Origin of the sequence: Draconibacterium sediminis, assembly GCF_000949475.1 — a bacterium.
Lineage (GTDB): Bacteria > Bacteroidota > Bacteroidia > Bacteroidales > Prolixibacteraceae > Draconibacterium > Draconibacterium sediminis.
On sequence record NZ_JRHC01000001.1, the window covers coordinates 2142075 to 2166988 of the forward strand.

Sequence of the window (24914 nt, forward strand, 5' to 3'; positions counted from 1 at the left end):
CGTCCGGCGAAGAAAGCAGAATCGGGGTTGTTCGTGATCCCGGACGAAATAAATAGAAAGTAACTATAAACTGATTGTCTAAATAAAAGAGATGAGAAAATTCTTTCACTCCTGTTGGTGGTCTCTGATAATCAAGATTATATTATGCACACTACCTTATATTTTCAAGCACATCAACTAGGTGTTTCCAGAATTTTTCAGTGGTTGAGATGTCAAGTCTTTCATCGGGCGAGTGAGCTCCTTTAATGGTTGGCCCAAACGAAACCATATCGAGGTGCGGGTATTTTTCAAGGAATAATCCGCATTCCAATCCTGCGTGGATGGAGCGAACAACCGGCTCAACACCAAACAGCTTTTTGTAAGAATCAACAGTGGTTTTTAAAATGTCAGAATTTGGATTTGGTGTCCAGCCCGGGTAACCGTCGCTGTGTCTTACTTTTGCCCCGGCAAGGTTGAAAACAGCTTTTACGGTTTCGGCAGCGTAATATTTACGTCCTTCAATTTCGCTACGCTGGCTGGTGGTTATCACTATTTTATTGTCGTTGGTAAATTTTACCGAAGCAAGGTTTGTCGATGTTTCCACCATCCCTTCCATGCGCGAACTCATTTCCAAAACACCGTGCGGACAAGCATACACTGCATTTAAAAGTTTGTTCTGCGTATCGGAATCAACAACAAAAGCCGGTAGTTCAACTTCTGCACAATTGATTTCCAGTTTTGGCTCGGCAAACTGAAATTCATCTTTTATGGAAGCCGCCATTTTGTTGAATGAAGCCAGCACATCATCTTTTTTTCCGGCAGGAATGGTAATAATGCCAAAAGCTTCACGGGCGATGGCATTGCGTAAATTTCCACCGTTAAAATCGGCGAGGCGGATTTCAAAATCCTCGTTCCAGTTCCATAAAAAGCGGTTGAGAATTTTATTGGCATTTCCAAGGTTTTTATGAATATCGTCGCCCGAATGTCCTCCCAAAAGTCCGCTAACTGATATTTTTAGAGCAATTGAGTTCTCATGAGTCTCTTCCTGCTGGTAATCAAAAGTAGCCAGCGTGTCAATTCCGCCGGCACACCCGATAAACAGTTCTCCTTCGTCTTCCGAATCGAGGTTCAGTAAAACCGAACCCGATAAAAAGCCGGGTTGCAGGTTAAAAGCACCGGTTAATCCGGTTTCTTCATCCACTGTTATCAAACATTCAATTGGGCCGTGTTTTAGTTCTTTTGAAGTCAGTACCGCCAATTGGGCTGCAATACCAATTCCGCAATCGGCACCCAATGTTGTTCCGTTGGCTTTTACCCAACCATCAACAATCATCGTCTCAATGGCGTCATTATCAAAATCAAATTCCTTGTCCGAATTCTTTTCGCAAACCATATCCATGTGCGTTTGCAGAATAACGGTTGGCGCCTGCTCCATTCCTTTACTGGCAGGTTTTTTTATCACAACATTCCCAATTTTATCGGTGGTTGCTTCAAGCTTATTCTGCTCGGCAAAATCAAGTAAATACTGTCTTATTTTTTCCTCTTTTTTCGATGGCCGTGGCACCTGGCAAATGGTTTCGAAATAGTTAAAAAGAGGCTGTGGTTTTAACGCTGCTAATGTTTTCATTCTCCAGAAATTTAGAAGTACAAAGTTGGAAAAACAAACGGAAAAATTTGTTGACGGATGACAGGTTAGTACGAGTGTTTCCCGGTATTCCAGCCTTTTTGTCCAAGCAGTTTTTCGCCCGATTCTATTGCTCCGCTCTCAATTTCAGTTCCCATCGAGTCGTTCCAACGGTTGAGGTAGCCAAATAAAGCAACTACGCCGGTAATTTCTACGATCTCGCCTTCGTGCCAATGTCTTCTTAAATTTTCGGCAATTTGGTCATCAACACTATTTGGAATAATGGATGCTGCAAATGCAAAATCCAGTGCCGCACGTTCGGCTTCAGAGAATGCTGCGTGTGTTTTATAGTCCCAAATATTGTCAAGTTTTTCCTGCTCAGCACCATAACGTTCTGCAGCTCGTATGGCGTGTGCCTGGCAATAACGGCAGCCTGCAGCATTGCTGCTGATATAGGCGATCATTCGTTTCAAAGCACTGGTAACCCGACCTTTGTTTTCCATCACGGCTTTGTTCATTTCTATAAAAGCATAAGCAATTCGCGGCCGGTGATGCATGGTTTTTACGCTGTTGGGGCAGAAACCAAGCGTCTCTTCGTAAAATTCTATAAGTTGCTGTAATTCCGGATCAGATTCTCCGGTTTTTGGAGCTACAAGTGGTTGTTTCATTTTCTTAAAACAGATTTTATTCGTTAATGGTGCCGCGTTGGCTTAATAATATGGCAAATGGTCGTGTACCCGGAAATTCAGACATTATAATGATGAGGATAACTGTGATTGGTACACTTAACAGCATGCCTGAAATTCCCCAGATCACACCCCAAATGGCCAGTGTAAGAAATACCACGAGCGGGCTTATGTTTAGTGAATTGCCCATTAATTTAGGCTCGATAAAGTTGCCAACAACCAATTGAATGGCGCCCACAATTGAGAGAACTAAAATTCCGGGAGTGATTTCGCCGAACTGTAATATGGCGAATATGGCCGGAAATGCAGTGGCAATAAGCGATCCGATGGTGGGAATAAAGTTGAGCACAAAAATGAGAAAGGCCCAGAAAACCGGTGCATCGATACCAATAAAAAGTAAGGCAAAATAACTCAGAAAACCAGTTAAAAGACTGGTCAGGGTTTTCAGTGCAATATAGTTTCCAATGGAGTGATCAATTTTATCAACCAGTTTTTTTACATGTTCATGACGTTCCTTATCAGGGTACATGGCTTTTAATTTCTTTGGAAAAATTGGCTCTTCCAACAGCAAAAACAGGAGATAAAGTAACACGGTGAAGGCGTTACCAAATAGTCCGGTTAAGGTGCTGAAGAGCGATGAAAGAATGCTCCCGAAGTTCAGGTCCTTGGCAAAATTTCCGGCCATATCCATGAGGTCGATATCAAATTGCTGGTTGATCTGCTGGGCTATTTTATTTACGTTGGCTTCGTAATCCGGTAAAGTATTCGACAGCGTTTTAATGTTTTTCGAAATCATGATAACAGCCAGTGTCAAAAAGCCGATCAGCACCAGCGTGGAAAACAGGGTGATAATCCATTTGGGCATGCGGCCAATGAATTTCACTTTCACCAGTAACTTTTTAATTACCCGGATGAGGAACCAAAATAATATGGCCAAAATAAACGGGATAATAATGGATTGGGCGTAAATACAAACCACAACAATTGTGATAAGGACTAAGAAAATGTAAATCTTTTTGCTTGTTTCCATGAGGTAGAAATTAATTGGGGAAAATACAAAAAACTTCGTTGCCCGTTTACAATGGCTTTTGCAAACTTGTTCAGACAGGAACAATAAGTTTGTTATAGGCTTTAAAATTAAGCGACTAACCGAACTTTTGTTTTCCTGAAATCTTCTAATTCATATCAGCAACTGATTTTTGCCGATTCTTTTAAGCCCCATTCTTCTTTCATGGTAATTCCAAGTTTCTCCAGTTCTGTTAAAACAGGCTCATAGATACTTTTTGAAACCGGAATATGAACGCCAGTGTCGGTAATTTTTCCGTCCAGGATCATTTTAACAGCAATGGCGGCCGGTAACCCAACAGTTCTCGCAATCGATGTATCTTCTTTAGTGGCAAAATCAAGTAGTCGCGATTTAATAACTTCAATGCTTCCGTCGGCATTCTTAACCAAAAATGAGTGAAGCATGATAACCATATCGCGGGCACCTTCGGGCAACATCATTTTTTTGAGCATCAGGTCGGTAACCATATCAAAGTTTGAGCCTTCGTCCATTGCAACCATATAATCGCTGAAAAGCCCCAGCCATTCCATTGCTAAAATTGCCGGGCTGTCGATTGGCAGCCGTAGGCGCTCAGCAGCTTTTTCTTTAATGTTGGCCGGATAAACATCCAGCTGGCGTGCCATAATTTTTTTGTAGGTTTTTCCGGCAAAACTTTGTTTGTCGTATGTAACCAATCCAAGCGTTTTTATGGCATCCATTATTTCGCACCAGTTAGGGTAACGGAAAGTTCCGCGATACATGGTTGTAACATCTTTTAATCCGTACTGATCGATGTATGCCAGCGAGTCGCGATTCGGATAAACCTCCATTTCCCCAACTTCAGGGAAATCAATTTTTAATGGATTTTTAAAGAGGTCTTCTGTTGGTAGCTCAACAATTTCTCCGCCTTTTAAATATTTTGCACCGTTATTTCCGGCCATAATCACACCTTTTGGCGACCACGAGAATTTATATTTAAACGGATTGTTGGTTTCTTCGGGTGCTGCCAACGCACCACACAACGAGTAAAATTCTTTAACCTTGCCACCTTTGTCTTTCACCTTGTCGATAATTCGCATGGCCGTCATGTGGTCGAATCCCGGATCAACACCTATCTCGTTCAGAATAATAATACCGGCTTTTTTCGCTTCTGGATCTAAAGCTTTCATTTCTTCCGATACATACGAAGTGGTAACCATGTTTTTTTTGTGTTGAATACACAATTTGGCAACTGTTACATGATACGCATAAGGCAGCAGACTGACTGTTAAATCGTGGCTTGCAATTAACTCATCCAGTTGAGTAAGATCATCGGTGGTCCATTGCGTGGCTTTGCCGTTGGCACGGTTTCTTATTAATTTATCGGCTTTGGCAAGTGTGCGGCTGGCAATGGTTAATTCTATTTGGTTATCAAGAATATAATCGGCAAGTGGTTTGGCCACCATCCCGGCGCCAAGTAATAGTACTTTCATCGTATTAAAATTGTTTTTAAAAGGCATAAGATGGAACTCGCATGATAGTTATAATGCCTATTTCTGACAGTCTTTTTCATGCTCGTTTCATTTTTTCTGCTTTCTGTTTGTTTCCAATTATTCAAACGAAAATTATAAGAATTCGTTCGATAATTTTCACCCTGGTTTCTATCTGAATTTATTGTCCTGATCAAAAAAAATGGATTTTTAATTGATGCAATAAACTTCTTTTTTTCAGCCCCTTAAGTTGCTAAAAATTTACTGAACAAAAGATGATATCTACCATTTTTATAAATTATGGTAAAAATCATGGGCTTCTGGCTCAAATTTTTATAAATTGTGCACATGGTACAATCGTATTCATGTCCTGTATTTTTCTATCTAGGCATGCCGGAGTGCCTCGATGATGATACGGTTTCACATTAGCTGCAACCGCAGTTATTTTTATTCCATAACTCTTATTGACGCTTGTCAATGTTTTTTACTGTATTAATTCCTTTCAAATCGGTGTGTCGATAAGACGGATTCGGAATGAAGCGCAACAGCCTTACTACATGGTTCGTATACAACTGTGTATGTGCTATTGTGTGTATTATGAAATTTTCAATATGAACTTTTAATATCAAAAGAGATGATTAGTACGAAGGAGTCATTGAATATTGCAGAAATGATGCGTGCTTACGATTTTACGCCCGAAACAATACAAACCATTAATAACGAGAAACTTTTGCCTGCCGGTTTAGTTCGGCGTTTACAAAAATGTTATCCTCAGTATTCCCAATTTTCAAAACAAAAGGACCCACTTTTTAAAGGAAAAACACATTACTCAGGATTAAACGGTTTTCGCGAAATTTTACAGGTGCTAAAAGCTAACGGAGTTGAGCTCGACAACATTAAGGAACGCGAGTTTTTCCTGGAGGTTTACCGTTTTATGGCTACCAAACATATTCTGAATACAATTGATTGGAGCAACTATAAAAATGATCCGAATTATTACCTCGTATTTCCGCAGCCTGATATGATTAACAAAGCGGATGTACAAAGATACCTGGACGCCGACAGCGACGAAGAAAGACGGAAAGTTGTTGAAGCCTACCAGTTAAAAACCAATCCGCACGACGGGAAACAGAAACTAAACAAACCTTTCTTTTATAACGAAGAGGGGCAAATAGAAATTCTGGAAGGTAGCCAGCACAAGTACCCGCCAATTAAACTGATTTTGGATGCCGGAACACAAAACTGTTTTGCTTTTTGCACTTACTGTTTCAGGCATGCACAGGTTCGTGGCGACGAGGACATGTTTGTGCAGCACGATATCAACCAGGTGCACAAGTACCTGAAAAAGCACAAAGAAGTCACCGACATTTTGATTACAGGTGGAGATGCAGGGTACATTTCTTACAGGCGTTTAAAAGAATACCTCATACCAATTCTGGAAGATGACGAGCTTTTGCATATTCGTACGCTACGAATCGGCTCAAGGGCTATTACTTTTCATCCTGAGCATTTGCTGACCGATCAGTTCAAAGAAATACTGGAACTGCTGAGAATGACCGTTGAAAATGGTATTCAGGTGGTTTGGATGTCACATACATCAACACCGCGTGAAATACTGAATCCCGGAGCAATTGCCGCCATTCAGCGACTAAAAAAATACGGCATTAAAGTGAAGAGCCAAAGTCCGATTATGAACACCATTAGTTTGTATAAGGATGAAAATGGAAAAGTGGACGTGAATCGTTCGGCACAAAACTGGATAGATTTGGGCAATATTCTGGCCATGGTAGGAATTGGTTTCCATTCGATGTACTGCGCACGGCCAACCGGCGAGCATCATCATTTTACGGCTCCACTGGCCGACATCACAAAAGTATTCAATAAGGTGTATCGTAGTTTGGCGTCGATAAATCGCCCGTCGCGATACATCACTATGACTTCCTCTGCCGGAAAAACTTCTCTGATGGGAACAACCGAGATTGATGGCGAAAAAGTGTTTGTGCTCAAATTCAACGAAGCCCGGAACATGGAGTGGATGGACCGCGTATATTTTGCCGAGTACGACGAGCAGGAAAACACGATAGAAAAGTTAAAGCCGTACAAGACTGACAAATACTTCTACGAAGAAGAACTGGAGGAGATTGAGGGCAGACTGGAAGAGGCGTTAAAAAAAGAATCGTTAAAAATGGCAAACCATGATTAACAAGATCGTGAATTCGGCAAAAGAAGCGGTTGCCGGAATTTTCGATGGAGCAACCGTAATGATAAGTGGTTTTGGTGAGGCCGGCAGCCCGGTGGAATTGATTCATGCGCTGGTCGATCAGGGAGCAAAAGACCTGACCGTTGTGAGTAACAACGCCGGAAGCGGGCATGTTGGGCTGGCAGCACTTATCGAAAACCGGCAGGTAAAAAAGATTCTCTGCTCTTTTCCGCGTACTGCTATTTCTGTTGTATTTCCGGAGTTGTACCGGGCGGGCGAAATTGAACTGGAACTGGTGCCGCAGGGAACGTTAGCTGAACGCATTCGTGCAGGCGGCGCAGGAGTTCCGGCATTTTATACACCTGCAACTGTAAATACTCCATTGGCAGAAGGGAAAGAAATACGCGAGTTTAATGGACGGCAATACGTAATGGAAGAAGCTATTCAGGCCGATTTTGCTTTGGTGAAATGTGCTGCTGCCGATAAGTACGGCAATCTCATTTACAACAAAACAGCCCGCAATTTTGGGCCGGTAATGTGTATAGCTGCAAAAACAACTATTGTACAAGCCAAACAGGTGGTTGAGCTTGGAACTATCGATCCCGAACATGTAGTAACACCGGGAATTTTTGTTCATCGCGTAGTGGAAATTTCCAATCCGGCAGATGAATCGAAACTGGTTGCCGAAAATGTAAAGTACCATGGAATCAGACAATAAAATTACAGGTTGGAGCACCGGCGAAATGGCGCAAAAAGTTGCCATGGATATTCATGACGGTGCATATGTAAATCTAGGGATTGGCATTCCTGAAATGGTTGCCGGATTTATTCCCGAAGGGCGCGAAGTGATCTATCATACAGAAAATGGATTGCTGGGTATGGGAAAAGTCGCTGAAGTTGGTTGTGAAGATCCGGAGTTGGTAAATGCCGGTAAAAAGTATATAACAGCGATTCCCGGCGCGGCTTATTTTCATCATGCCGACAGTTTTGCCATGATACGCGGCGGCCACATTGATGTATGTGTGTTGGGTGCATACCAGGTTTCGGAAGAAGGCGATTTGGCCAATTGGTCTACCGGAAATGCAAATGATATTCCCGCAGTGGGAGGTGCCATGGATTTGGTGGCCGGTGTGAAAACCATTTATGTCATCACAAAACACACGACCAAAACCGGCGAATCGAAAATTGTAAAACAGTGTACTTATCCTTTAACGGGGAAGAATGTGGTGAGTCGAATCTATTCCAATTATGCGATAATTGATGTCAAAGAGAAACAGCTTTTTGTGAGGGAACTGGCTCCCGGAGTGAGTTTCGATTTTTTGCAGAAACATACCGAAGCAACGTTGCATCAGAAATAAATCAGTAAGTACAGAAAGATGGCTAAAAAAGAAAATAGCGAAGAAATATATAACAAGGCACGTCAGGTAATAAGTGGCGGAGTGAGCCGGAATACAGTTTTCCGGATGCCATATCCGAATTATGCCAACAGTGCCTCAGGTTGTTACATTACCGATATTGACGGTACAGTACGCACCGATTTCGCCAATAATATGGCAGCATTAATTCACGGGCATTCGTTTCCGCCAATAGTAGATGCGGTTATCGGGCAGCTAAAAAAAGGAACAGCCTACACACTTGCTTCCGAAATTGAAGTTGCTTTTGCCACTCACCTGATCGAACGTGTGCAGAGTTTCGAGCGTATACGTTTTATGAATTCAGGTACCGAAGCGGTAATGGCCATGATAAAAGCTTCGAGGGCGTTTACCGGCCGGCCAAAAATTGCAAAAGCCGAAGGCGCTTATCATGGTACTTATGATTTTGCGGAGGTGAGTCAAATGGCAGATCCAACAAATTGGGGGAAGGAAGATCAGCCCAGCAGTGTTGCGTTGGCTCATGGGACACCACAATCTGTAACCAAAGACGTGGTTATTTATCCGTACAACAACATTGACCGAACGCTGAATATCTTGGATAAACATGCTTCAGATATTGCCTGTGTTATCGTTGATCCTGTTCCTCACCGGGTAGGTCTGGTTCCCGGTAACAATGATTTTATAGAGGCGCTTTACAGCTGGACCAGGAAAAACGAGGCTTTACTGGTTTTTGATGAGGTGATAACTTTTCGGGTGAATTATGGCGGGGCACAGGAAAATTATTCCGTAAAACCCGATCTGACATCGCTTGGGAAGATAATCGGTGGCGGATTCCCTGTTGGTGCTGTTGCCGGAAGAGCAGATGTGATGCAGGTTTTCGATCCACACGAAAAGAATCTTCTGTTGCCTTATTCCGGAACGTTCTCGGCTAATCCGATAACCATGACTGCCGGTTACCAGGCCATGAAGTATTATGATTCGGAAGCGGTGACGCAGCTAAATCTACTTGCCGATGTTGCAGTTAAACAGATACGCGAAGTGATAAAACTTGCCGGTGTTCCGGTTTCGGTTACCGGCGCCGGTTCAATGTTAAGGATGCATCTTCGTCCCGATCCGCCGACAACTTACCGTGAGGCTTATATGGACAAAGAAGGCAAAAAGCTGGTTAATGAATTGCTGGACTATATGTATTACAAAGAAAATACGCTGATGATCAATACTTTCTCGTGTATGCTTTCAACGGTAATGACACAAAAGGAAATTGATCAACTCTCTGAAGGATTGCACCGGGCGTTCACAACATTTAAACCAAGGATTGAAAAACTAAACAAAGATAACTATGAATAACGTTTTTATTTGCGATGCGATACGCACGCCGGTTGGAAAATATGGAGGTTCACTGTCGGCGATCCGGGCAGATGATCTGGCGGCCATTCCCATAAAAACTTTGCTGGAACGTAACGATCAGATCGACCCGGCAGCGTTTGATGATGTGCTAATGGGATGTGCTAATCAGGCCGGAGAAGATAACAGAAATATTGCACGGATGGCTTTGCTTTTGGCCGGAATGCCGGAGTCGGTTCCGGGAGTGACGATAAACCGATTGTGTTCTTCCGGGATGGAAGCCATCGGAATGGCGGCGCGCGCCATAAAAGCAGGCGAGGCTGAGCTGATGATTGCCGGTGGAGCTGAAAATATGTCGCGATCGCCATTGGTAATGCCAAAAGCAACACAGGCTTTTTCCCGAAATGCAGAAATATATGACTCAACCATCGGCTGGCGTTTTGTGAACAACAAATTTCAGGAAAAATATGGAACAGATCCGCTTATTTGCACTGCTGAGAATCTGGCCTCAGAATTTAAGATCAGTCGCGAAGATCAGGATCGTTTTGCACACAACAGTCAGCTTAAAACGGCTGAAGCTCAGCAAAACGGGGCACTGGCCCGGGAAATAATTCCGGTTTCCATTCCGCAGCGAAAAGGCGATCCGATAATCTTTGAAATGGATGAACACCCGCGGCTGACTTCGCTTGAAAAACTGGCGTCGCTAAATCCTGTTTATGGACCGGGAACAACAGTTACTGCAGGCAATGCATCGGGCATTAACGACGGGGCAGCAGCTGTAATTGTAGCATCGGAAGCGGCAGTTAAGAAGTTCAATCTAACTCCGAAAGCCAGAATTTTGGGCACGCAGGCAGCTGGTGTACCACCACGTACCATGGGGATTGGACCGGTACCGGCCACCAATAAGCTTTTAAAACGATTGGGGATGCGACTGGACCAAATGGATATTATCGAATTAAATGAAGCATTCGCAGCACAATCGCTGGCCTGCATCCGTGAGTTTGGAATGGCAGACGATGATCTACGAGTGAATCCGCTTGGCGGAGCAATTGCACTCGGACACCCGCTGGGAATGTCAGGAGCGCGTTTGGTTACCACAGCAATTTATCAGCTGCAAAATTCAAACTCAAAATTCGCGCTTTGTACCATGTGTGTTGGCGTTGGCCAGGGAGTTTCAATGGTCTTGGAAAAGGTTTAAAAGATAAGAATATATCTGCCCGCTTGTAGGATAGAGTTTTCCCCTTGAGGGGAAGTGCCGATAGGCAAAGGGGTGATGATAATTTAATAAGTAGAATTTATAAACAACTAAAAATAGTACAATGAAAATTGACATCTCAAAAGAATTAAAACAGTTAGGAATTAGTGAAGTTAATAATGGTGTTTGCACCGGAATCGAATGGAAAACAACGTCCGGTGCAGCTGTTGAATCGTTTTCGCCATCGGACGGGGAATTGATTGCAAGCGTAAATCAGGCAACCGCTACCGACTACCACGAGGTGGTGAAAAAAGCAAAAGATGCTTTTAGAGTTTGGCGGATGGTGCCGGCTCCAAAACGAGGCGAGATAGTGCGCCAAATTGGACTGGAACTTCGTAAATTCAAGGAACCGCTCGGAAAATTGGTTTCGTACGAAATGGGTAAAATTTACCAGGAAGGTTTGGGCGAGGTGCAGGAAATGATCGATATCTGCGATTTTGCTGTTGGTCAGTCGCGCCAGTTATATGGTTTTACCATGCATTCGGAACGGGAAAAGCACCGCATGTACGACCAGTATCATCCGCTTGGAATTGTGGGAGTTGTCTCTGCTTTTAACTTTCCGGTTGCTGTTTGGGCCTGGAACGCAATGATCGCTTTGGTAGCGGGTGATGTGGTTATTTGGAAACCTTCATCAAAAGTATTTTTATGTGCTATTGCCGTTCACAATATTGTTGCTAAAGTTTTAAAAGAAAACGATGTTCCAGAAGGTGTTTTGAGTCTGGTAGCCGCTGGTTCGCGCGAATTGGGCGATGAGTTTTTCAGCGACAAAAATATTCCGTTGGTGTCGTTTACCGGCTCAACAAAAATTGGTAAAAAAGTTGGTGGTCTTGTTGGTCAGCGTTTGGGGAAAACAATCCTTGAACTTGGCGGAAACAATGCCATAATAATCACTCCTGAGGCCGATATTGAAATGGCGCTTCGTGCAGTTGTTTTTGGTGCAGTGGGTACTTGCGGTCAGCGTTGTACTTCCACACGCCGCATTATTGTTCACGATTCGGTTTACGAAGATTTTAAAAACCGATTGATCACCATTTACGGGCAGTTACCCATTGGTCATGCCCTGGATGAAAAAACACTGGTTGGCCCGCTGGTTGATCGCTGGGCTGTGGATACTTACCTGGCCGCCATCGAAAAGGTAAAAGCACAGGGCGGAAAACTGTTGATCGGCGGAGAAGTGTTGACGGGAGAAGGATACGAATCAGGTTGTTTTGTAACTCCGGCTATCGCTGAAGTGGAAAATCATTACGAAATCGTTCAGGACGAAACGTTTGCTCCTCTACTATACATGATTCGCTATTCCGAATTTGATGAAGCCATTCGTTTGCACAATGATGTACCGCAGGGATTATCATCGGCAATTTTCTCAACGCACCTATTGGAAACCGAAAAATTCCTTTCGCATGAAGGATCGGATTGCGGAATTGCCAATGTAAATATTGGAACGTCGGGTGCCGAAATAGGCGGCGCTTTTGGTGGCGAGAAAGAAACAGGCGGTGGTCGCGAGTCGGGCTCCGATGCCTGGAAAGCTTACATGCGACGCCAGACCAACACAATAAATTACAGTACAGAGCTTCCATTGGCTCAGGGAATTGAGTTTAATGTTTAATAGATCAGTCGAGATGTCAAAAAAGTAATAGTAGAAATGACGTGTTCAATTTTTAAATAATGACCCCACCCGGCCTCCCCAAAGGGGAGGAGAAAGTCCCCCTTTGGGGGATTTAGGGGGTATTTGATAAAAACGATCTCAGTTTGTACATCATTTTCTATTTTAACTTTATAGACAGTCCATGTTAACTCGTGGCTCGTAGCTAATAGCTAAAAAGTATGAAAAACATATTAATATTTGGTGCCGGTAGGTCGAGCGTATTTTTGCTCACCTATCTGGCCGAACGTGCATCAAAATATCACTGGCACATAAAAGTTGTTGACGCTGAAGAAAGCGAATTGGCAAGATCGTTAAAACTGGCTTTTGCGATTTTAAATGTGCGGGATGAATTTGCCCGTGATCAGGAAGTTCGCGAAGCCGACCTGGTAATTTCCATGTTGCCTGCACGCTTTCATAAACTGGTGATGCAATCTTGCCTGAAATATTCGAAAAGCTTGTTTACGGCTTCTTACGAAAGTAAAGAGATTCAGCAGGTTGAAGATGAGGTGAAAAGTAAAGGTCTGTTGTTTTTAAACGAGTGCGGATTGGATCCCGGCCTCGATCACATGTCAGCCATGCGTGTGATCAACCAGATTAAACAGGAAGGCCATCAGTTGGAGGCTTTTGAATCATTTACGGGTGGTTTGGTTGCTCCCGAATCGGATGATAATCCGTGGCACTACAAGTTTAGCTGGAATCCGCGAAATGTGGTGTTGGCAGGGCAGGGCGGACCTGCAAAATTTATCCAGAAAGGAAAAGTAAAGTACATTCCGTACAACCGTTTATTTCGCAGAACGGAGTTGATTAATATTGATGATTACGGTTGGTTTGAAGGTTATGCCAACCGCGATTCGTTGAGTTATATCGATAAATATGGATTGCAGGAGGTTCCCACTGTTTTCCGGGGAACTTTGCGTCGACCGGGTTTTTGTAAAGCATGGAATGTGTTTGTGCAGTTGGGTGCTACCAGCGACGATCACTATATCGACAATGTGGAAGACATGACCTACCGCGAGTTTATCAACTCCTTTTTGTATTACCATCCTGCAACGGTCGATCTGAAACTGTATCATTCGATGCAAATTCCTATGGACTCGGAGATTATTCCAAAACTGGAATGGTTGGGAATTTTTGATAACCGGAAAATTGGTTTAAAACGTGCCACGCCTGCCCAGGTGATGGAAAAGTTACTTTCGGAAAAATGGCAATTGATGCCCGAAGACAAAGACATGATCGTGATGTGGCACAAGTTTGAATACCTGGATCGCGATACTAAGGATAAAGTGGAGAAGAACAGCTCGTTGGTGGTAATTGGAGAATCGGGAGAGAAAACAGCTATGGCAAAAACCGTAGGTTTACCGCTTGCCGTTGCAGCCAAATTGTTTCTGACCGATAAACTCAACCACCGTGGAATTTATATACCAACGCATCCCGATATTTATGAACCTATTTTAGACGAACTGGAAAGTTTTGGTATCAAATTCACCGAAACGGAGAAAAAGTTAGTAGGACAGGAAGATACGTTTTAAAGAAAAACAATCTTCCCTTATTTTATCAATCTAAGTACGGATAAAACGGCACAGTGGTCGGAAGCAATTTCATCGCAAATAACTTCCGTTTCCACAACTTGCCACTTGCCGGCAGGCCTGAAAAATATGTAATCGATCTTTATTTCAGGATCATTGGATGGATAAGTAAAAGCGCCTTTTTGGTCGTTTGCTGTCCAGTATTCTTTAAGAATTGAAATTGGTTCGCTGTTGGGGGTAGCATTTAAATCTCCGGCTAAAATTGTCGGGTACTTGCACGGGGCAAAAACTTCATTGATGGTTTTTACCTGGTCGATTCGGTCTGTACTGTTTTCCTGGTGCTCCAAATGAGTGCCGATAAAACTGATGGTGTCGCCTGATTCCAGTTGCACCAATACCTGAAGTGCTGCCCGCGGTTCATTGTTGGGTGAGTGAGGTAGCGGTACATTTTTGCTCGACAGGATGGGCATCTTTGTCAGTATTCCTTCACCGTATCCGCCACCGTCATAAGGCATGGCAATACCAAATAAGGGCGCCATTTTCGTTCGCCAGCCCAGCTCGGTAACCAAGTCGTAATTTTTGGCGCGGTTGGTTTTAAAGTCAACTTCCTGTAAGGCTACGAGGTCTGGATTTGTGCTCTTGATTACCGATGCGATCTTGTCTAAATCAAAATCGCCTTTGGTCGTTGCACCGTGCAAAATATTGAAGGTCAGAACGCGAACCATTATTTCTTCATCACTTGTATTCTGTGCAGTAAGTGTATTGAATGTTAAAACGAGAGTGAGTATAGAAAGTATCAGTTTTGTCATTTTTATCGATCTTATATTAAAGAGGTGAAGGTAAAGATTAAATTTTTGAAATTCCAGAATTCATTTAACTTTGGATGTAACAAACTTTACCTAAAATGATGACCAAAAGAATCAACTTTACCGCAATTGTTTTCCTTTTTTTTGTGTTGGCAGCCTGCCAAAATAAGCAACAAAACTGGACCCACTTTCGTGGTTCGGATATGGATGGACATGCAAATGTGGAAACTGCTCCGCAGAATTGGAGCGACACTGAAAATATAGTTTGGAAAGTGCCCGTAAAAGGATTGGGCTGGTCTTCGCCGGTAGTTTATGATGGTCGTATTTGGGTAACGTCAGCCGAAAAAGACGGCCACGAATTTTACCTGTTTTGTTTCGATTTGGAAACCGGCAAACTACTGAATGAACAAACCTTATTTACGGCAGAAGATCCGCAACGTATTCACGGAACAAACTCGTATGCCACGCCAACTCCGTGTGTTGATGAAGAACACGTTTATGTGCATTACGGAAGTTTTGGGACGGCCTGTGTTGATACCAAAAGTTTTGAAGTGATTTGGAAACGAGATGATTTACCATGTAAACACATGCAGGGACCGGCTTCGTCGCCAATTATTTACAAGGATAAATTGATTGTGCATCTGGAAGGAACAGAAGATCCGTATGTAATTGCGCTGGATAAAAATACAGGAGAAACAATCTGGAAAAGTATTCGCCCTAAAGAAATTTACGATACACTGGAGCCGGTTTACCGGAAGTCGTACCAAACGCCAATTGTAATAACTGTAGGCAACCGTGATTTATTAATCAGTAATTCGGCTTACATGTGTTTTGCGCACGATGTTACTACCGGCGAAGTAGTCTGGTCGTTTAAGTATGGTTACGACTCAACAGTAAGTCAGCCTTTGTTTTACAACGGTCTGGTATTTGTCAATTCCGGCTGGATCTTTCTCGACGGCGTACCGTATTTTACCCGCCAGTATGCCATCGATCCAACAGGAGAAGGCGATGTAACAGAAACCCACCAGGTGTGGATGTACGAAGATGAGGTGCCGCAAATTCCAACGCCGCTAATTGTCGACGGTAAAATGTATATGGTACACGACCGCGGAATGGTAACTTGCCTGGATGCAATGACCGGCAATGTAATCTGGAAAGAAAAACTGAAAGGCAACTTTAATTCATCGCCCATTTATGCCGGTGGAAATATTTACTTCATCAATGTAAAAGGATTTTGTACGATTATAAAACCCGGTGATTCATTCGAAAAAGTTGCTGAAAACGATATCGGTGAAACCGTTAAAGCGGTACCGGTTTTTGTTGGCGATAAAATGCTTTTACGGAGCGAGAAAAATTTGATTCTCATTCAGTAGTTTTTGCACTCAGATTACGCTGATTTTGCAGATTTACGTGAGGATGTCATCTTTTTAAAAAGATGACATCCTTGCTATTTGCTCCTTTGAGTTACATCTACATTCCCATAGCACTTCCCGCTATTTCAATTATTTGTTCAAACTGCTGGATATTCTGCAGGTCGAGTGTGCCCGTAATGTAAATAATCATGTTTGTGCTTACCAGGAGAAACTCATTCTCATTTTTACCGTCCTTTTTGTAAAACGATATTTTAGAGCGTTGGTCTCGTTGGGTCATTAGCCGCGTATAATCCTTCAGATTCACATTGTTCATAATACTATTGTAGAGCTCTTCGCCAAGCACCTGGCGTTTTTCACCCCTTGGTTGAATCATTTTCAGTTGATGAAGCGTGCTGATATATTCCTTAAACTCGGGACTGATTTCCCGGGATTCCGACAGCATTTTAAACATGTCTTTGGTAACTTCAAAGTACGAAATGTCTTCGCGGCTGTCGATTAGTTTAAAGGCCTGATCGATACTTTTGTTGCCATTTTGTGCCAGGCTGCAGAAACTAATGAATAGAAAAAATAAGATGAATTTTGTTTTCATACGGTTAAATTGTTTGTGAATAAGGCATTGTATGGAACTCGCATTTTACAGCTGACTATTTCGATTGGTGCGATCCCACTTTCATGCTCATTTCATGATTAATTGATTTTAAGATCTTTAATTGGATTATCGAATTGAATATTCAAATTTCTCAACGATTCAACGTCGCTTAACGGAGCATTGATTCGTTTTGCGTTTTCAAGATTGGCAAGGCAGGCATTCATCTCTTTCGAAAAATGCCACAAAGCCAGCTTGGTATTTTCCTGTAGTTCAGTTAACTCATTTTCTGTTAATGTTGGCTGTTTTTCATTGCGCGTGTGATTTACACCAACAAAAACCAGGCTCACCACTAACAGAATTGAGGCAGCATAGGCAAACAAGCGTTTTGTTTGTAAGAAACGTTGTTTGTTATGTTCTTCTAATTTTTCGAACGGATTAAAGTTCGGAATTTCCGCGTTTATCCGGTCGTTCAGTTGTTGGTACGATTGCATAAACTCCTGTTCAACCGAATTATCATTTTCGGATTGGCTGAAATCTTTCAGATCGAAATCCTCTTCAGAAAAGTGTTTTGTTTTCTTGTTACACATTTGCTAACTCCTCCTTAAAAATTTCAAATAATTTTTTTCTTCCTCTCGAAACATGCACGCGTATGGTGTTTGCGCTTTGTTCCATAATTTCGCTTACCTCTTCGTAGTCCAGTCCCTGGAAATCTTTTAATTCTATAGCCATTCGTTGCTGAACTGGTAGCTGGTGCAATTCCTGTTTCAGTTTTTCTACAAAGTCAATGGCATCAAATCGTGTTTCTTCCATCTGTTCAGTAATGTTTGTCTGAAGATAGTTTTGGTGGTGTTTTTGTTTTCGTAACACATCGAAACAATGGTTTTTAACAGCGGTCAAACAATAACTTTCATGGTATTGCGAATTATCTATTAAACGCCTGTTTTTCCATAATTTCAACACCACTTCCTGCACCGCATCCTGTGCTTCATCGGTGTCTTTTAAAATGCTCAGAGCAAACCTGAATAGTTTATCTTTTTGTTGTATTATGAGTTTTTCAAATTCGCTCCTTGTCATCCTTAACGGGTTCTTGCTTTTTATGAATTACGTTTGAGTATCGGTTTCATAACACGGCTAAGGTAAAAAAATGAAACAATTGTATCATTTTCTGCGCTCCTTTTGCTGATTTCTAGTGTGTTGTGGCTGCCGATATTAAATTTAAATGTAAGAACTACTTTATTCATTGCAATCCTCATATTACACTGCAAAACTTTCTTACATTTGCGCGCCGATTCCGGAGTCGGGCTTTCAATGTCATAAATAATTGATTGAAAACAAATAAAGCCTTTCGGTGTTGGTTAGTTGGATTAGAAAAAAGTAAAATGACAGAAATCAGAAACATTGCAATTATTGCACACGTCGACCACGGTAAAACTACGTTGGTTGACCGTATACTTCACCAGGTAAAATTGTTCCGCGAGAACCAGGAGGTTCAGGAACTTTTACTGGATAACAATGACCTGGAACGTGAACGTGGAATTACCATTCTTTCGAAAAACGTTTCGGTACGCTACAAAGACACCAAGATTAACATCATCGATACACCGGGGCACAGCGACTTTGGTGGCGAGGTGGAGCGCGTTTTGAATATGGCCGACGGTGTTTTACTAATTGTTGATGCTTTTGAAGGCCCTATGCCGCAAACCCGTTTTGTATTGCAAAAAGCCATCGAACTTGGATTAAAGCCAATGGTGGTGGTTAATAAAGTTGACAAAGAAAACTGTACGCCTGAAATTGCTCAGGAAAAAGTTTTCGACCTGATGTTTAGCCTTGATGCTACCGAAGAGCAGTTGGATTTTCCAACCGTTTACGGATCGGCAAAAGCTGGCTGGATGGGCCCCGACTGGCAGACTCCAACTGAAGATGTGGTTTATTTGCTCGATCAGATTCTGGAACATATTCCACCAACAAAACACAAAGAAGGTACGGTGCAAATGCGCATTACCTCGCTCGATTATTCGTCGTACACCGGCCGTATTGCGGTAGGAAAAGTTACGCGTGGCGAATTGGTTCCGGGCTCGAGAGTATCATTGGTAAAACGCGATGGAAGCATAATAAAAACAGCTGCCAAAGAATGTTACCTGTTTGAAGGACTGGGAAAAGAAAAAACACAAGCTCCTGTACCGTGTGGCGAAATTTGCGCCGTACTCGGACTGGAAGGTTTTGATATTGGCGATACCATTGCCGACGCTGAAGAACCGGAAGGATTGACTCCGATTCAGGTGGATGAGCCAACCATGAGCATGTTGTTTGTTTCGAACAATTCACCATTTTTCGGACGCGATGGTAAGTTTGTAACCTCGCGCCAGGTACGCGATCGTTTGTTTAAAGAAACCGAAAAGAACCTGGCCTTGCGTGTTGAGGAAACCAATTCGGCTGATTCGTTCCTTGTTTATGGCCGTGGAATCCTTCACTTGTCGATTCTGATTGAAACTATGCGTCGCGAAGGCTACGAAATTCAGGTGGGACAGCCACAGGTAATTATAAAAGAAATTGACGGTAAAAAATGCGAGCCGATTGAGGCATTAACTGTTCAGGTTCCTGACGAATTTTCAGGAAAGGTAATTGAACTGGTAACGGCCCGTAAAGGTGATATTGCAAATATTGAAGTAAAAGACGACCGTGCACATTTGGAGTTTTATATTCCGGCGCGTGGTTTGATCGGATTACGTAACCAAATGCTTACAGCTACCGAAGGCGAGGCTATTATGGCTCACCGTTTGAAAGGTTACGAACCTTGGAAAGGAGAGCTGGGCGTAAAACGAAACGGAGCGCTTATTTCGCTTGAAACAGGAACGGCCATTGCCTATTCGATTGATAAAATGCAGGATCGCGGGCGTTTCTTTGTGAATCCGGGCGAGGAAGTTTACGCCGGACAGGTAATTGGTGAAAATACCCGATTGGATGACCTGACTATAAATATTATCAGAACCAAGAAGTTGAGCAACATGCGTGCATCTGGTTCCGATGATAAAACAGCCATTGCACCGGCAATTAAATTTTCGCTGGAAGAAGCTATGGAATACATCCGCAATGATGAGTACATCGAGATTACACCGAATTTTATGCGTATCCGTAAAATATACCTCGATGAGCACGAGCGTAAACGCCGTGCGAAAGTAATAAGCGAATAAGAAGCTAAAGAAATATAGGAAAGGCAGGTTGATAATCAATCTGCCTTTTTTTATGAGTTCCGTTCTATAAGTAGATCTTATTCACCCCACCTGGCCTTCCCAAAGGGGAGAAATTATCCTCCTTTGGGGGATTATACGGGGTCTTGCGGGTAGGATTTATCAGAAACCAAAATTGTAGCCAATTGTTACTTATTCCCAAAAACTGCTAATTCATACAATTCAATTCCTGTCGTTTTTGCAATTCACACATATGTTACAATTATTGTTCGCTACTTTTTATTTGTTAATAATTTCTAAACCAATTCTAAACATATCTTACTATTTAGATAGCTGATAAATTGCTGGTAAGCGTTGCTAATGTGGGGTTTTGGTTCTATTTTTAGGAGCAAAACTTAACGATAAAGTCATGATTAAAAAATGCTTATTTCTTGCTTCGGCACTGCTTTTTTCAGTAACAATTTTATTTGCCCAGGAACCTACGGTTTGGCGGGGCGAAAACAACGGAATATACCCCGAAACCGGTCTTTTAAAAGAGTGGCCGGCCAATGGCCCCGAAATTTTATGGACGGCTGAGGGACTAGGCGAAGGGCATTCGTCGCCGGTTTTTGCCAACGGTAAAATTTACCTTTCAACTTTGCAGGGTGAAGAGGGATATATAGTTGTTTTTAACCAGGATGGCAAGGTGGAGCAAAAAGTGAATTACGGAAAAGATTTTAAGGACAGTTATCCCGGCACCCGTTCGTCGGTTGTTGTTGCAGGCGACTTAATGTATATGTATACCGGGTATGGCGATTTGGTTTGTATGGATGCCAATTCGGGGGCTAAAAAATGGACAAAAAACGCATTTACAGATTTCGACGGTGAAAATATTCGCTGGGGAGTTACCGAAACCGTTCTTATCGATGGCGACGTTTTGTATTTAACTCCGGGCGGAAAGAAAAATAATATGGTGGCCTTAAACCGTTTTACCGGCGACTTGATCTGGACATCAGCCGGAAAAGGAGAACTGTCAGCTTATTGTACTCCTCTTCTGATAAATCTTCCGGCACGGAAACTTATCGTGACACACACTGCCGATCATATTATTGGTGTTGATGCCAAAACCGGGCAATTGCTGTGGGATTACCCGCATAAAAACCAGTGGAGCGTTCATCCGAATACACCGCTTTTTTACCAGGGCGATTTGTTTTGCTTTAGTGGCTACGGTAAAGGTGGTGTAAAACTCGATCTTAGCGATGATGGCAGCAGCGTAACAAAACAGTGGGAAAAACCGGAACTCGACAGCCGCATGGGAGGAATGGTTGTGCTTGATGGTTACATGTACGGATCGGGTGACAAAGGGCGCGAATGGCGCTGTGTAAACTGGGAAACCGGCGAAGAAAAATATGCATCGAAAGGCATTGCAAAAGGTGTTACCATTTATGCCGACGGCATGTTGTATTGCTACAGCGAACGTGGCGAACTGGCATTGGTTGAAGCTACACCCGAAAGTTTTAACATTGTAAGCCAAACAAAGGTTGAATTGGGAACTGCGCAACACTGGGCGCACCCGGTAATTAACAACGGCCGTTTGTTTGTTCGCCATGGCGATGTGCTTATTGCCTATAAAATAAAATAGATGGAGGAACTGAAAAAGGATGTTTGCAAAGTAAACATCCTTTTTTAGCCTGTATTTGTCGCATGTTTTTGATGGCCAATAGCTCAAAAAGTATATTTGAGAAAAAATCATGAACGAAAACCAACTACCAATATTTTTCCGCTACCGTTTTTTGTGGCACCTCTTGTTTTGGGTGGTTGTTTTTATTGGCTACTGGCTTACCTACGGTGGTTATCTTGAGCATTATCGTCAGGAATTTTTTATCGGTTTAACCTTATTGCCGGCCCGGATTATAGGAACATATACGCTTATTTACGGCATTCTACCGTATGCCATTGAGAAGAAAAAATTTGTAACATTTGGTATTCTAACCCTGATTCATGCACCGCTTTTCGGATTTCTGATCTACATGTCGTACAAGATTCCAAACTTGTATCCCGAAATGTTTGATTATTCAAAACTGCCATTTTTTTATGTGCCAAAAATCTTCAATAAAGTTATTTCCAATTATGGAATTCCGCTTTTGGCCGCATCAATAATCGTATTTAAAAAGTGGTACATCGACGAGCAAAAAAATAAAAAGCTGGCCGAAGAAAAGCTGGCCGCCGAACTAAATTTTCTTAAATCGCAGGTTCATCCGCATTTTCTTTTTAATACACTGAATAACCTGTATGCGCTTACCTTGATCAAATCGGAAAAAACACCTGATATTGTGCTAAAATTGTCGGGTTTGCTCGATTATATGATCTACAAAAGCAACGACGATTTTGTGCCGTTAAAAGAAGAAATTAAGATTATTGAAAGCTATGTGGAGCTGGAAAGCATGCGCTACAATAATCGCCTCGATCTGAAATACAACATTGAAGGAGATGTTGATCATCACCGGATTGCGCCGCTGATATTATTGCCATTTATTGAAAATGCATTTAAACATGGTGCCAGCAAAGACCGTAAAAACCCAAAGGTAGACATTGATATAAAGATTGACGAAAAATGCCTGACTTTACAGGTGACAAATTCAATCCATCCTGAGAAGGAAAAGGTAGAGAAGCTGAATGAAGGAATTGGGTTGAAAAATGTACGCCGGCGTTTGGAGCTGCTTTATCCAAAATCGCATAAACTTACGATCGATAAGCAGGATACGAAATTTGAGATTAACCTAAAAGTGTGCTGGGTAAATGAATAAAACAAGGTGCATAATAGTTGATGACGAACCGCTTGCGATTGAAGTGCTGAAATCGCATATCCAAAAGCTGGATTCGTTGGAGATTGTTGGAACCTGTGCCGATGCCATTGAGGCATTCGACTTTCTAAAGTCGCACAATGTCGACCTGGTTTTTCTTGATATCAATATGCCGGAAATGAAAGGGACTGACCTGGTGAAAACCCTGAAAAATCCGCCGGCCATTGTTTTTACAACTGCTTACCGCGAATATGCCATTGAAAGCTACGACCTGAATGTGCTGGACTATCTGCTGAAACCCATTTCGTTCGAGCGTTTTTTGCAGGCGGTTGAAAAATACAAGCAGCAAAATCTATTACTAGAAGAAGTTTCGTTACACAAAAACAACGGCGATTCGGAATACATTTATCTGCGCGAGAAAAATGTGATTCACAAAATACCGGTTACCGAAATCCTTTATGTTGAAAGTTTTGGCGATTACCTGAAGTTGCATACGCCCGACCGGGAAATTAACAGCCGCTGCACGATGGCAGCACTCGAAAAAGCATTGCCCGATAAGGGCTTTGTCCGGGTGCACCGGTCATTTTTAATTGCTGTTAGCCGAATAACCAGCTTTAGTCCGGTTATGGTAGCCATTGGCGATAAAGAGTTCCCGATAGGCACTCGGTACCGCGAAAAGACCTTTGAAAAACTCGATTATAATTCATTCTTGAACAAATAAAAACCTTAAATAAAAAAACATGAAGATTGCACTAACACTTTTGATTACCGCATTTGCTTTTTCAATAAGCGCACAGGTTACACAATGGCGCGGCCCAAACCGCGACGGGCATTACCCCGAAACTGGTCTGCTAAAAGAATGGCCCGAGGATGGCCCTGAATTGGTGATGCAGGTGGAGAAAATAGGAAAAGGATATTCGTCGGCAATTCCAGAAGGTGATATGATTTACATTACGGGAATGATTGATACGCTCGATTACCTTACTGCGATAAATCCAGACGGTTCGTTTAAATGGCAGGTACCTTACGGGCGTTCATGGAATAAATCGTTTCCCGACACACGTAGTACACCGGTTGTTGAGGATAGTCGGATTTATGTTCAAAGTGGAACCGGACAGGTTTCATGTATTAACAAAGAAAACGGGGAAACCATTTGGGAAGTTAACGTTGACGAATATTTTCATGGAGAATACCACATTTGGGGAAATTCTGAAACAGTTCTGATTTACGACGATAAAGTAATTGTTTCGCCCGGGGGAAAAGAAACCAGCGTTGTGGCGTTAAATAAAATGACTGGCGAGAAAGTTTGGCAAACCAAGTCGCTTGGAGGCCCGAGAGCTTATGCATCGGCAACCATTTACGAGTGGAATGGCTTCCGTTATATTTTGGCGGTAATCGGCACCGATCTTATGGCAATTGTTCCCGAAACTGGCGAGATAGCCTGGAGTTACAGGTATTGGAATTCTGATAAGTGGGATCAGAATGGATTGATCTGGACCAATACACCTGTTTTTAAAGACAATACTATTTTCCTTACGATGGGTTACGATTATCCGGCAGTGATGTTGGAAATGGACTCGACGGGAACATCGGTGAGCGAAAAATTTGTTGACCATACTTTTGATAATCATCATCACGGTGTAATTCTGCACGATGGATATTTGTATGGTTCAAATTGGTTCGACAACAAACGCGGGCGCTGGATTTGCATGAACTGGGATACTGGTGAGATTAAATACGTAGCAGATTGGGACACAAAAGGTGCAATTGTTATGGCCGATGGACTTTTATACTGCTACAACGAACGGGGAAATGTTGGCCTTGTAAAACCTGATCCTGATGGTTTTGAAGTAATAAGCCAGTTTAAAATTACCGAGGGAGCCGGACCTCACTGGGCGCATCCGTTTATAGCCAATGGTAAGCTGTATATGCGCCATGGCGACGTGCTGATGGTGTATAATATTAAAGCTTAACCCCGCGTTAACTCAAGTTTGCAGCAAAACTATTATCTTTCTGTTTTTTACCTGAA

21 protein-coding genes are annotated in these 24914 nt (G+C 42.6%); 13 read left to right on the forward strand and 8 right to left on the reverse strand.

Annotated elements, in window-relative coordinates; all coding sequences use genetic code 11:
• Positions 1-151: 151 nt before the first annotated feature.
• The 4 genes from LH29_RS08330 to LH29_RS08345 all read right to left on the reverse strand — a co-directional run bounded on the left by LH29_RS08330 (position 152) and on the right by LH29_RS08345 (position 4833).
• Positions 152-1606, reverse strand: coding sequence for an aminoacyl-histidine dipeptidase (locus tag LH29_RS08330; RefSeq protein WP_045027647.1), 1455 nt, complete (start codon positions 1604-1606; stop codon positions 152-154).
• Between the two features lie 65 nt (positions 1607-1671).
• A complete protein-coding gene (locus LH29_RS08335) occupies positions 1672-2271 on the reverse strand; it encodes a carboxymuconolactone decarboxylase family protein (protein ID WP_045027649.1) in 600 nt (199 codons plus the stop codon).
• A gap of 16 nt (positions 2272-2287) precedes the next feature.
• Entirely contained in the window at positions 2288-3319 is a 1032-nt protein-coding gene (locus LH29_RS08340) for an AI-2E family transporter (RefSeq protein WP_045027650.1), read from the reverse strand.
• 155 nt (positions 3320-3474) lie between these two features.
• Positions 3475-4833 (reverse strand): saccharopine dehydrogenase C-terminal domain-containing protein, encoded by a 1359-nt coding sequence (locus tag LH29_RS08345; protein WP_045027651.1) that lies wholly within the window; start codon positions 4831-4833, stop codon positions 3475-3477.
• Positions 4834-5437: 604 nt separating this feature from the next.
• Here LH29_RS08345 and LH29_RS08350 point away from each other — a divergent pair.
• The 7 genes from LH29_RS08350 (at position 5438) to LH29_RS08380 (ending at position 14149) form a co-directional block, all read left to right on the forward strand.
• Complete coding sequence (locus LH29_RS08350; RefSeq protein ID WP_045027652.1) at positions 5438-7006, forward strand: hypothetical protein; 1569 nt, start codon at positions 5438-5440, stop codon at positions 7004-7006.
• Positions 6999-7721: a 3-oxoacid CoA-transferase subunit A gene (locus LH29_RS08355; RefSeq protein WP_198152380.1), complete on the forward strand. Its 723-nt coding sequence runs from the start codon at positions 6999-7001 to the stop codon at positions 7719-7721. The genes LH29_RS08350 and LH29_RS08355 overlap by 8 nt, the downstream gene beginning before the upstream one ends.
• Positions 7705-8361 (forward strand): 3-oxoacid CoA-transferase subunit B, encoded by a 657-nt coding sequence (locus LH29_RS08360; protein WP_045027654.1) that lies wholly within the window; start codon positions 7705-7707, stop codon positions 8359-8361. Before LH29_RS08355 ends, LH29_RS08360 begins: the two co-directional genes overlap by 17 nt.
• 18 nt (positions 8362-8379) lie before the next feature.
• Positions 8380-9723: an aspartate aminotransferase family protein gene (locus LH29_RS08365; RefSeq protein ID WP_052670695.1), complete on the forward strand. Its 1344-nt coding sequence runs from the start codon at positions 8380-8382 to the stop codon at positions 9721-9723.
• Entirely contained in the window at positions 9716-10918 is a 1203-nt protein-coding gene (pcaF, locus tag LH29_RS08370; protein WP_045027660.1) for a 3-oxoadipyl-CoA thiolase, read from the forward strand. Before LH29_RS08365 ends, pcaF begins: the two co-directional genes overlap by 8 nt.
• Positions 10919-11039: 121 nt before the next feature.
• Positions 11040-12581, forward strand: a complete 1542-nt coding sequence (gene amaB, locus LH29_RS08375; protein WP_045027663.1) for an L-piperidine-6-carboxylate dehydrogenase — start codon at positions 11040-11042, stop codon at positions 12579-12581.
• Positions 12582-12799: 218 nt separating this feature from the next.
• Positions 12800-14149, forward strand: coding sequence for a saccharopine dehydrogenase C-terminal domain-containing protein (locus LH29_RS08380; RefSeq protein ID WP_045027665.1), 1350 nt, complete (start codon positions 12800-12802; stop codon positions 14147-14149).
• Positions 14150-14166: 17 nt separating this feature from the next.
• Here LH29_RS08380 and LH29_RS08385 read toward each other — a convergent pair whose 3' ends face one another.
• Entirely contained in the window at positions 14167-14955 is a 789-nt protein-coding gene (locus LH29_RS08385; RefSeq protein ID WP_045027668.1) for an endonuclease/exonuclease/phosphatase family protein, read from the reverse strand.
• A 95-nt stretch (positions 14956-15050) separates the two neighbouring features.
• Between LH29_RS08385 and LH29_RS08390 the strand changes: the two genes are divergently transcribed.
• Positions 15051-16325, forward strand: coding sequence for an outer membrane protein assembly factor BamB family protein (locus tag LH29_RS08390; RefSeq protein WP_082063495.1), 1275 nt, complete (start codon positions 15051-15053; stop codon positions 16323-16325).
• Between the two features lie 97 nt (positions 16326-16422).
• On the opposite strand, the gene LH29_RS08395 is transcribed toward LH29_RS08390, so the two are convergent.
• The 3 genes from LH29_RS08395 to LH29_RS08405 form a co-directional block, all read right to left on the reverse strand.
• Complete coding sequence (locus tag LH29_RS08395) at positions 16423-16914, reverse strand: DUF4252 domain-containing protein (protein ID WP_045027671.1); 492 nt, start codon at positions 16912-16914, stop codon at positions 16423-16425.
• Between the two features lie 98 nt (positions 16915-17012).
• Positions 17013-17501, reverse strand: a complete 489-nt coding sequence (locus tag LH29_RS08400; protein ID WP_045027673.1) for a hypothetical protein — start codon at positions 17499-17501, stop codon at positions 17013-17015.
• Entirely contained in the window at positions 17494-17988 is a 495-nt protein-coding gene (locus LH29_RS08405; RefSeq protein ID WP_045027674.1) for an RNA polymerase sigma factor, read from the reverse strand. Before LH29_RS08405 ends, LH29_RS08400 begins: the two co-directional genes overlap by 8 nt.
• A gap of 305 nt (positions 17989-18293) precedes the next feature.
• On the opposite strand from LH29_RS08405, the gene typA reads away from it, so the two are divergent.
• From typA to LH29_RS08430, 5 genes are all read left to right on the forward strand, one after another.
• Positions 18294-20105 carry a translational GTPase TypA gene (gene typA, locus LH29_RS08410; RefSeq protein WP_045027677.1) on the forward strand — a complete coding sequence of 604 codons (1812 nt, stop codon included), beginning with the start codon at positions 18294-18296 and terminating at the stop codon, positions 20103-20105.
• A gap of 406 nt (positions 20106-20511) precedes the next feature.
• On the forward strand, positions 20512-21723 hold the full coding sequence (locus LH29_RS08415) for an outer membrane protein assembly factor BamB family protein (RefSeq protein ID WP_045027679.1): 1212 nt from the start codon (positions 20512-20514) through the stop codon (positions 21721-21723).
• Positions 21724-21832: 109 nt separating this feature from the next.
• A complete protein-coding gene (locus LH29_RS08420) occupies positions 21833-22888 on the forward strand; it encodes a sensor histidine kinase (RefSeq protein WP_045027681.1) in 1056 nt (351 codons plus the stop codon).
• On the forward strand, positions 22881-23606 hold the full coding sequence (locus tag LH29_RS08425; RefSeq protein ID WP_045027684.1) for a LytR/AlgR family response regulator transcription factor: 726 nt from the start codon (positions 22881-22883) through the stop codon (positions 23604-23606). The genes LH29_RS08420 and LH29_RS08425 overlap by 8 nt, the downstream gene beginning before the upstream one ends.
• 19 nt (positions 23607-23625) lie before the next feature.
• The gene (locus LH29_RS08430) at positions 23626-24858 is read left to right on the forward strand and encodes an outer membrane protein assembly factor BamB family protein (RefSeq protein ID WP_045027686.1); all 1233 of its coding nucleotides are present in this window, start codon (positions 23626-23628) and stop codon (positions 24856-24858) included.
• Positions 24859-24914 lie beyond the last annotated feature (56 nt).

Excerpts from the sequence above, each read along its gene's own strand:
- LH29_RS08380 (WP_045027665.1), top strand. The coding sequence starts at position 12,800 with ATGAAAAACATATTAATATTTGGTGCCGGTAGGTCGAGCGTATTTTTG.
- LH29_RS08335 (WP_045027649.1), bottom strand. The coding sequence starts at position 2,271 with ATGAAACAACCACTTGTAGCTCCAAAAACCGGAGAATCTGATCCGGAA.
- LH29_RS08330 (WP_045027647.1), bottom strand. The coding sequence starts at position 1,606 with ATGAAAACATTAGCAGCGTTAAAACCACAGCCTCTTTTTAACTATTTC.
- LH29_RS08340 (WP_045027650.1), bottom strand. The coding sequence starts at position 3,319 with ATGGAAACAAGCAAAAAGATTTACATTTTCTTAGTCCTTATCACAATT.
- pcaF (WP_045027660.1), top strand. The coding sequence starts at position 9,716 with ATGAATAACGTTTTTATTTGCGATGCGATACGCACGCCGGTTGGAAAA.
- LH29_RS08420 (WP_045027681.1), top strand. The coding sequence starts at position 21,833 with ATGAACGAAAACCAACTACCAATATTTTTCCGCTACCGTTTTTTGTGG.
- LH29_RS08430 (WP_045027686.1), top strand. The coding sequence starts at position 23,626 with ATGAAGATTGCACTAACACTTTTGATTACCGCATTTGCTTTTTCAATA.
- LH29_RS08355 (WP_198152380.1), top strand. The coding sequence starts at position 6,999 with ATGATTAACAAGATCGTGAATTCGGCAAAAGAAGCGGTTGCCGGAATT.
- LH29_RS08390 (WP_082063495.1), top strand. The coding sequence starts at position 15,051 with ATGATGACCAAAAGAATCAACTTTACCGCAATTGTTTTCCTTTTTTTT.
- LH29_RS08360 (WP_045027654.1), top strand. The coding sequence starts at position 7,705 with ATGGAATCAGACAATAAAATTACAGGTTGGAGCACCGGCGAAATGGCG.
- typA (WP_045027677.1), top strand. The coding sequence starts at position 18,294 with ATGACAGAAATCAGAAACATTGCAATTATTGCACACGTCGACCACGGT.
- LH29_RS08400 (WP_045027673.1), bottom strand. The coding sequence starts at position 17,501 with ATGTGTAACAAGAAAACAAAACACTTTTCTGAAGAGGATTTCGATCTG.
- LH29_RS08395 (WP_045027671.1), bottom strand. The coding sequence starts at position 16,914 with ATGAAAACAAAATTCATCTTATTTTTTCTATTCATTAGTTTCTGCAGC.
- LH29_RS08405 (WP_045027674.1), bottom strand. The coding sequence starts at position 17,988 with ATGACAAGGAGCGAATTTGAAAAACTCATAATACAACAAAAAGATAAA.
- LH29_RS08345 (WP_045027651.1), bottom strand. The coding sequence starts at position 4,833 with ATGCCTTTTAAAAACAATTTTAATACGATGAAAGTACTATTACTTGGC.
- LH29_RS08425 (WP_045027684.1), top strand. The coding sequence starts at position 22,881 with ATGAATAAAACAAGGTGCATAATAGTTGATGACGAACCGCTTGCGATT.
- LH29_RS08365 (WP_052670695.1), top strand. The coding sequence starts at position 8,380 with ATGGCTAAAAAAGAAAATAGCGAAGAAATATATAACAAGGCACGTCAG.
- LH29_RS08415 (WP_045027679.1), top strand. The coding sequence starts at position 20,512 with ATGATTAAAAAATGCTTATTTCTTGCTTCGGCACTGCTTTTTTCAGTA.
- LH29_RS08350 (WP_045027652.1), top strand. The coding sequence starts at position 5,438 with ATGATTAGTACGAAGGAGTCATTGAATATTGCAGAAATGATGCGTGCT.
- amaB (WP_045027663.1), top strand. The coding sequence starts at position 11,040 with ATGAAAATTGACATCTCAAAAGAATTAAAACAGTTAGGAATTAGTGAA.
- LH29_RS08385 (WP_045027668.1), bottom strand. The coding sequence starts at position 14,955 with ATGACAAAACTGATACTTTCTATACTCACTCTCGTTTTAACATTCAAT.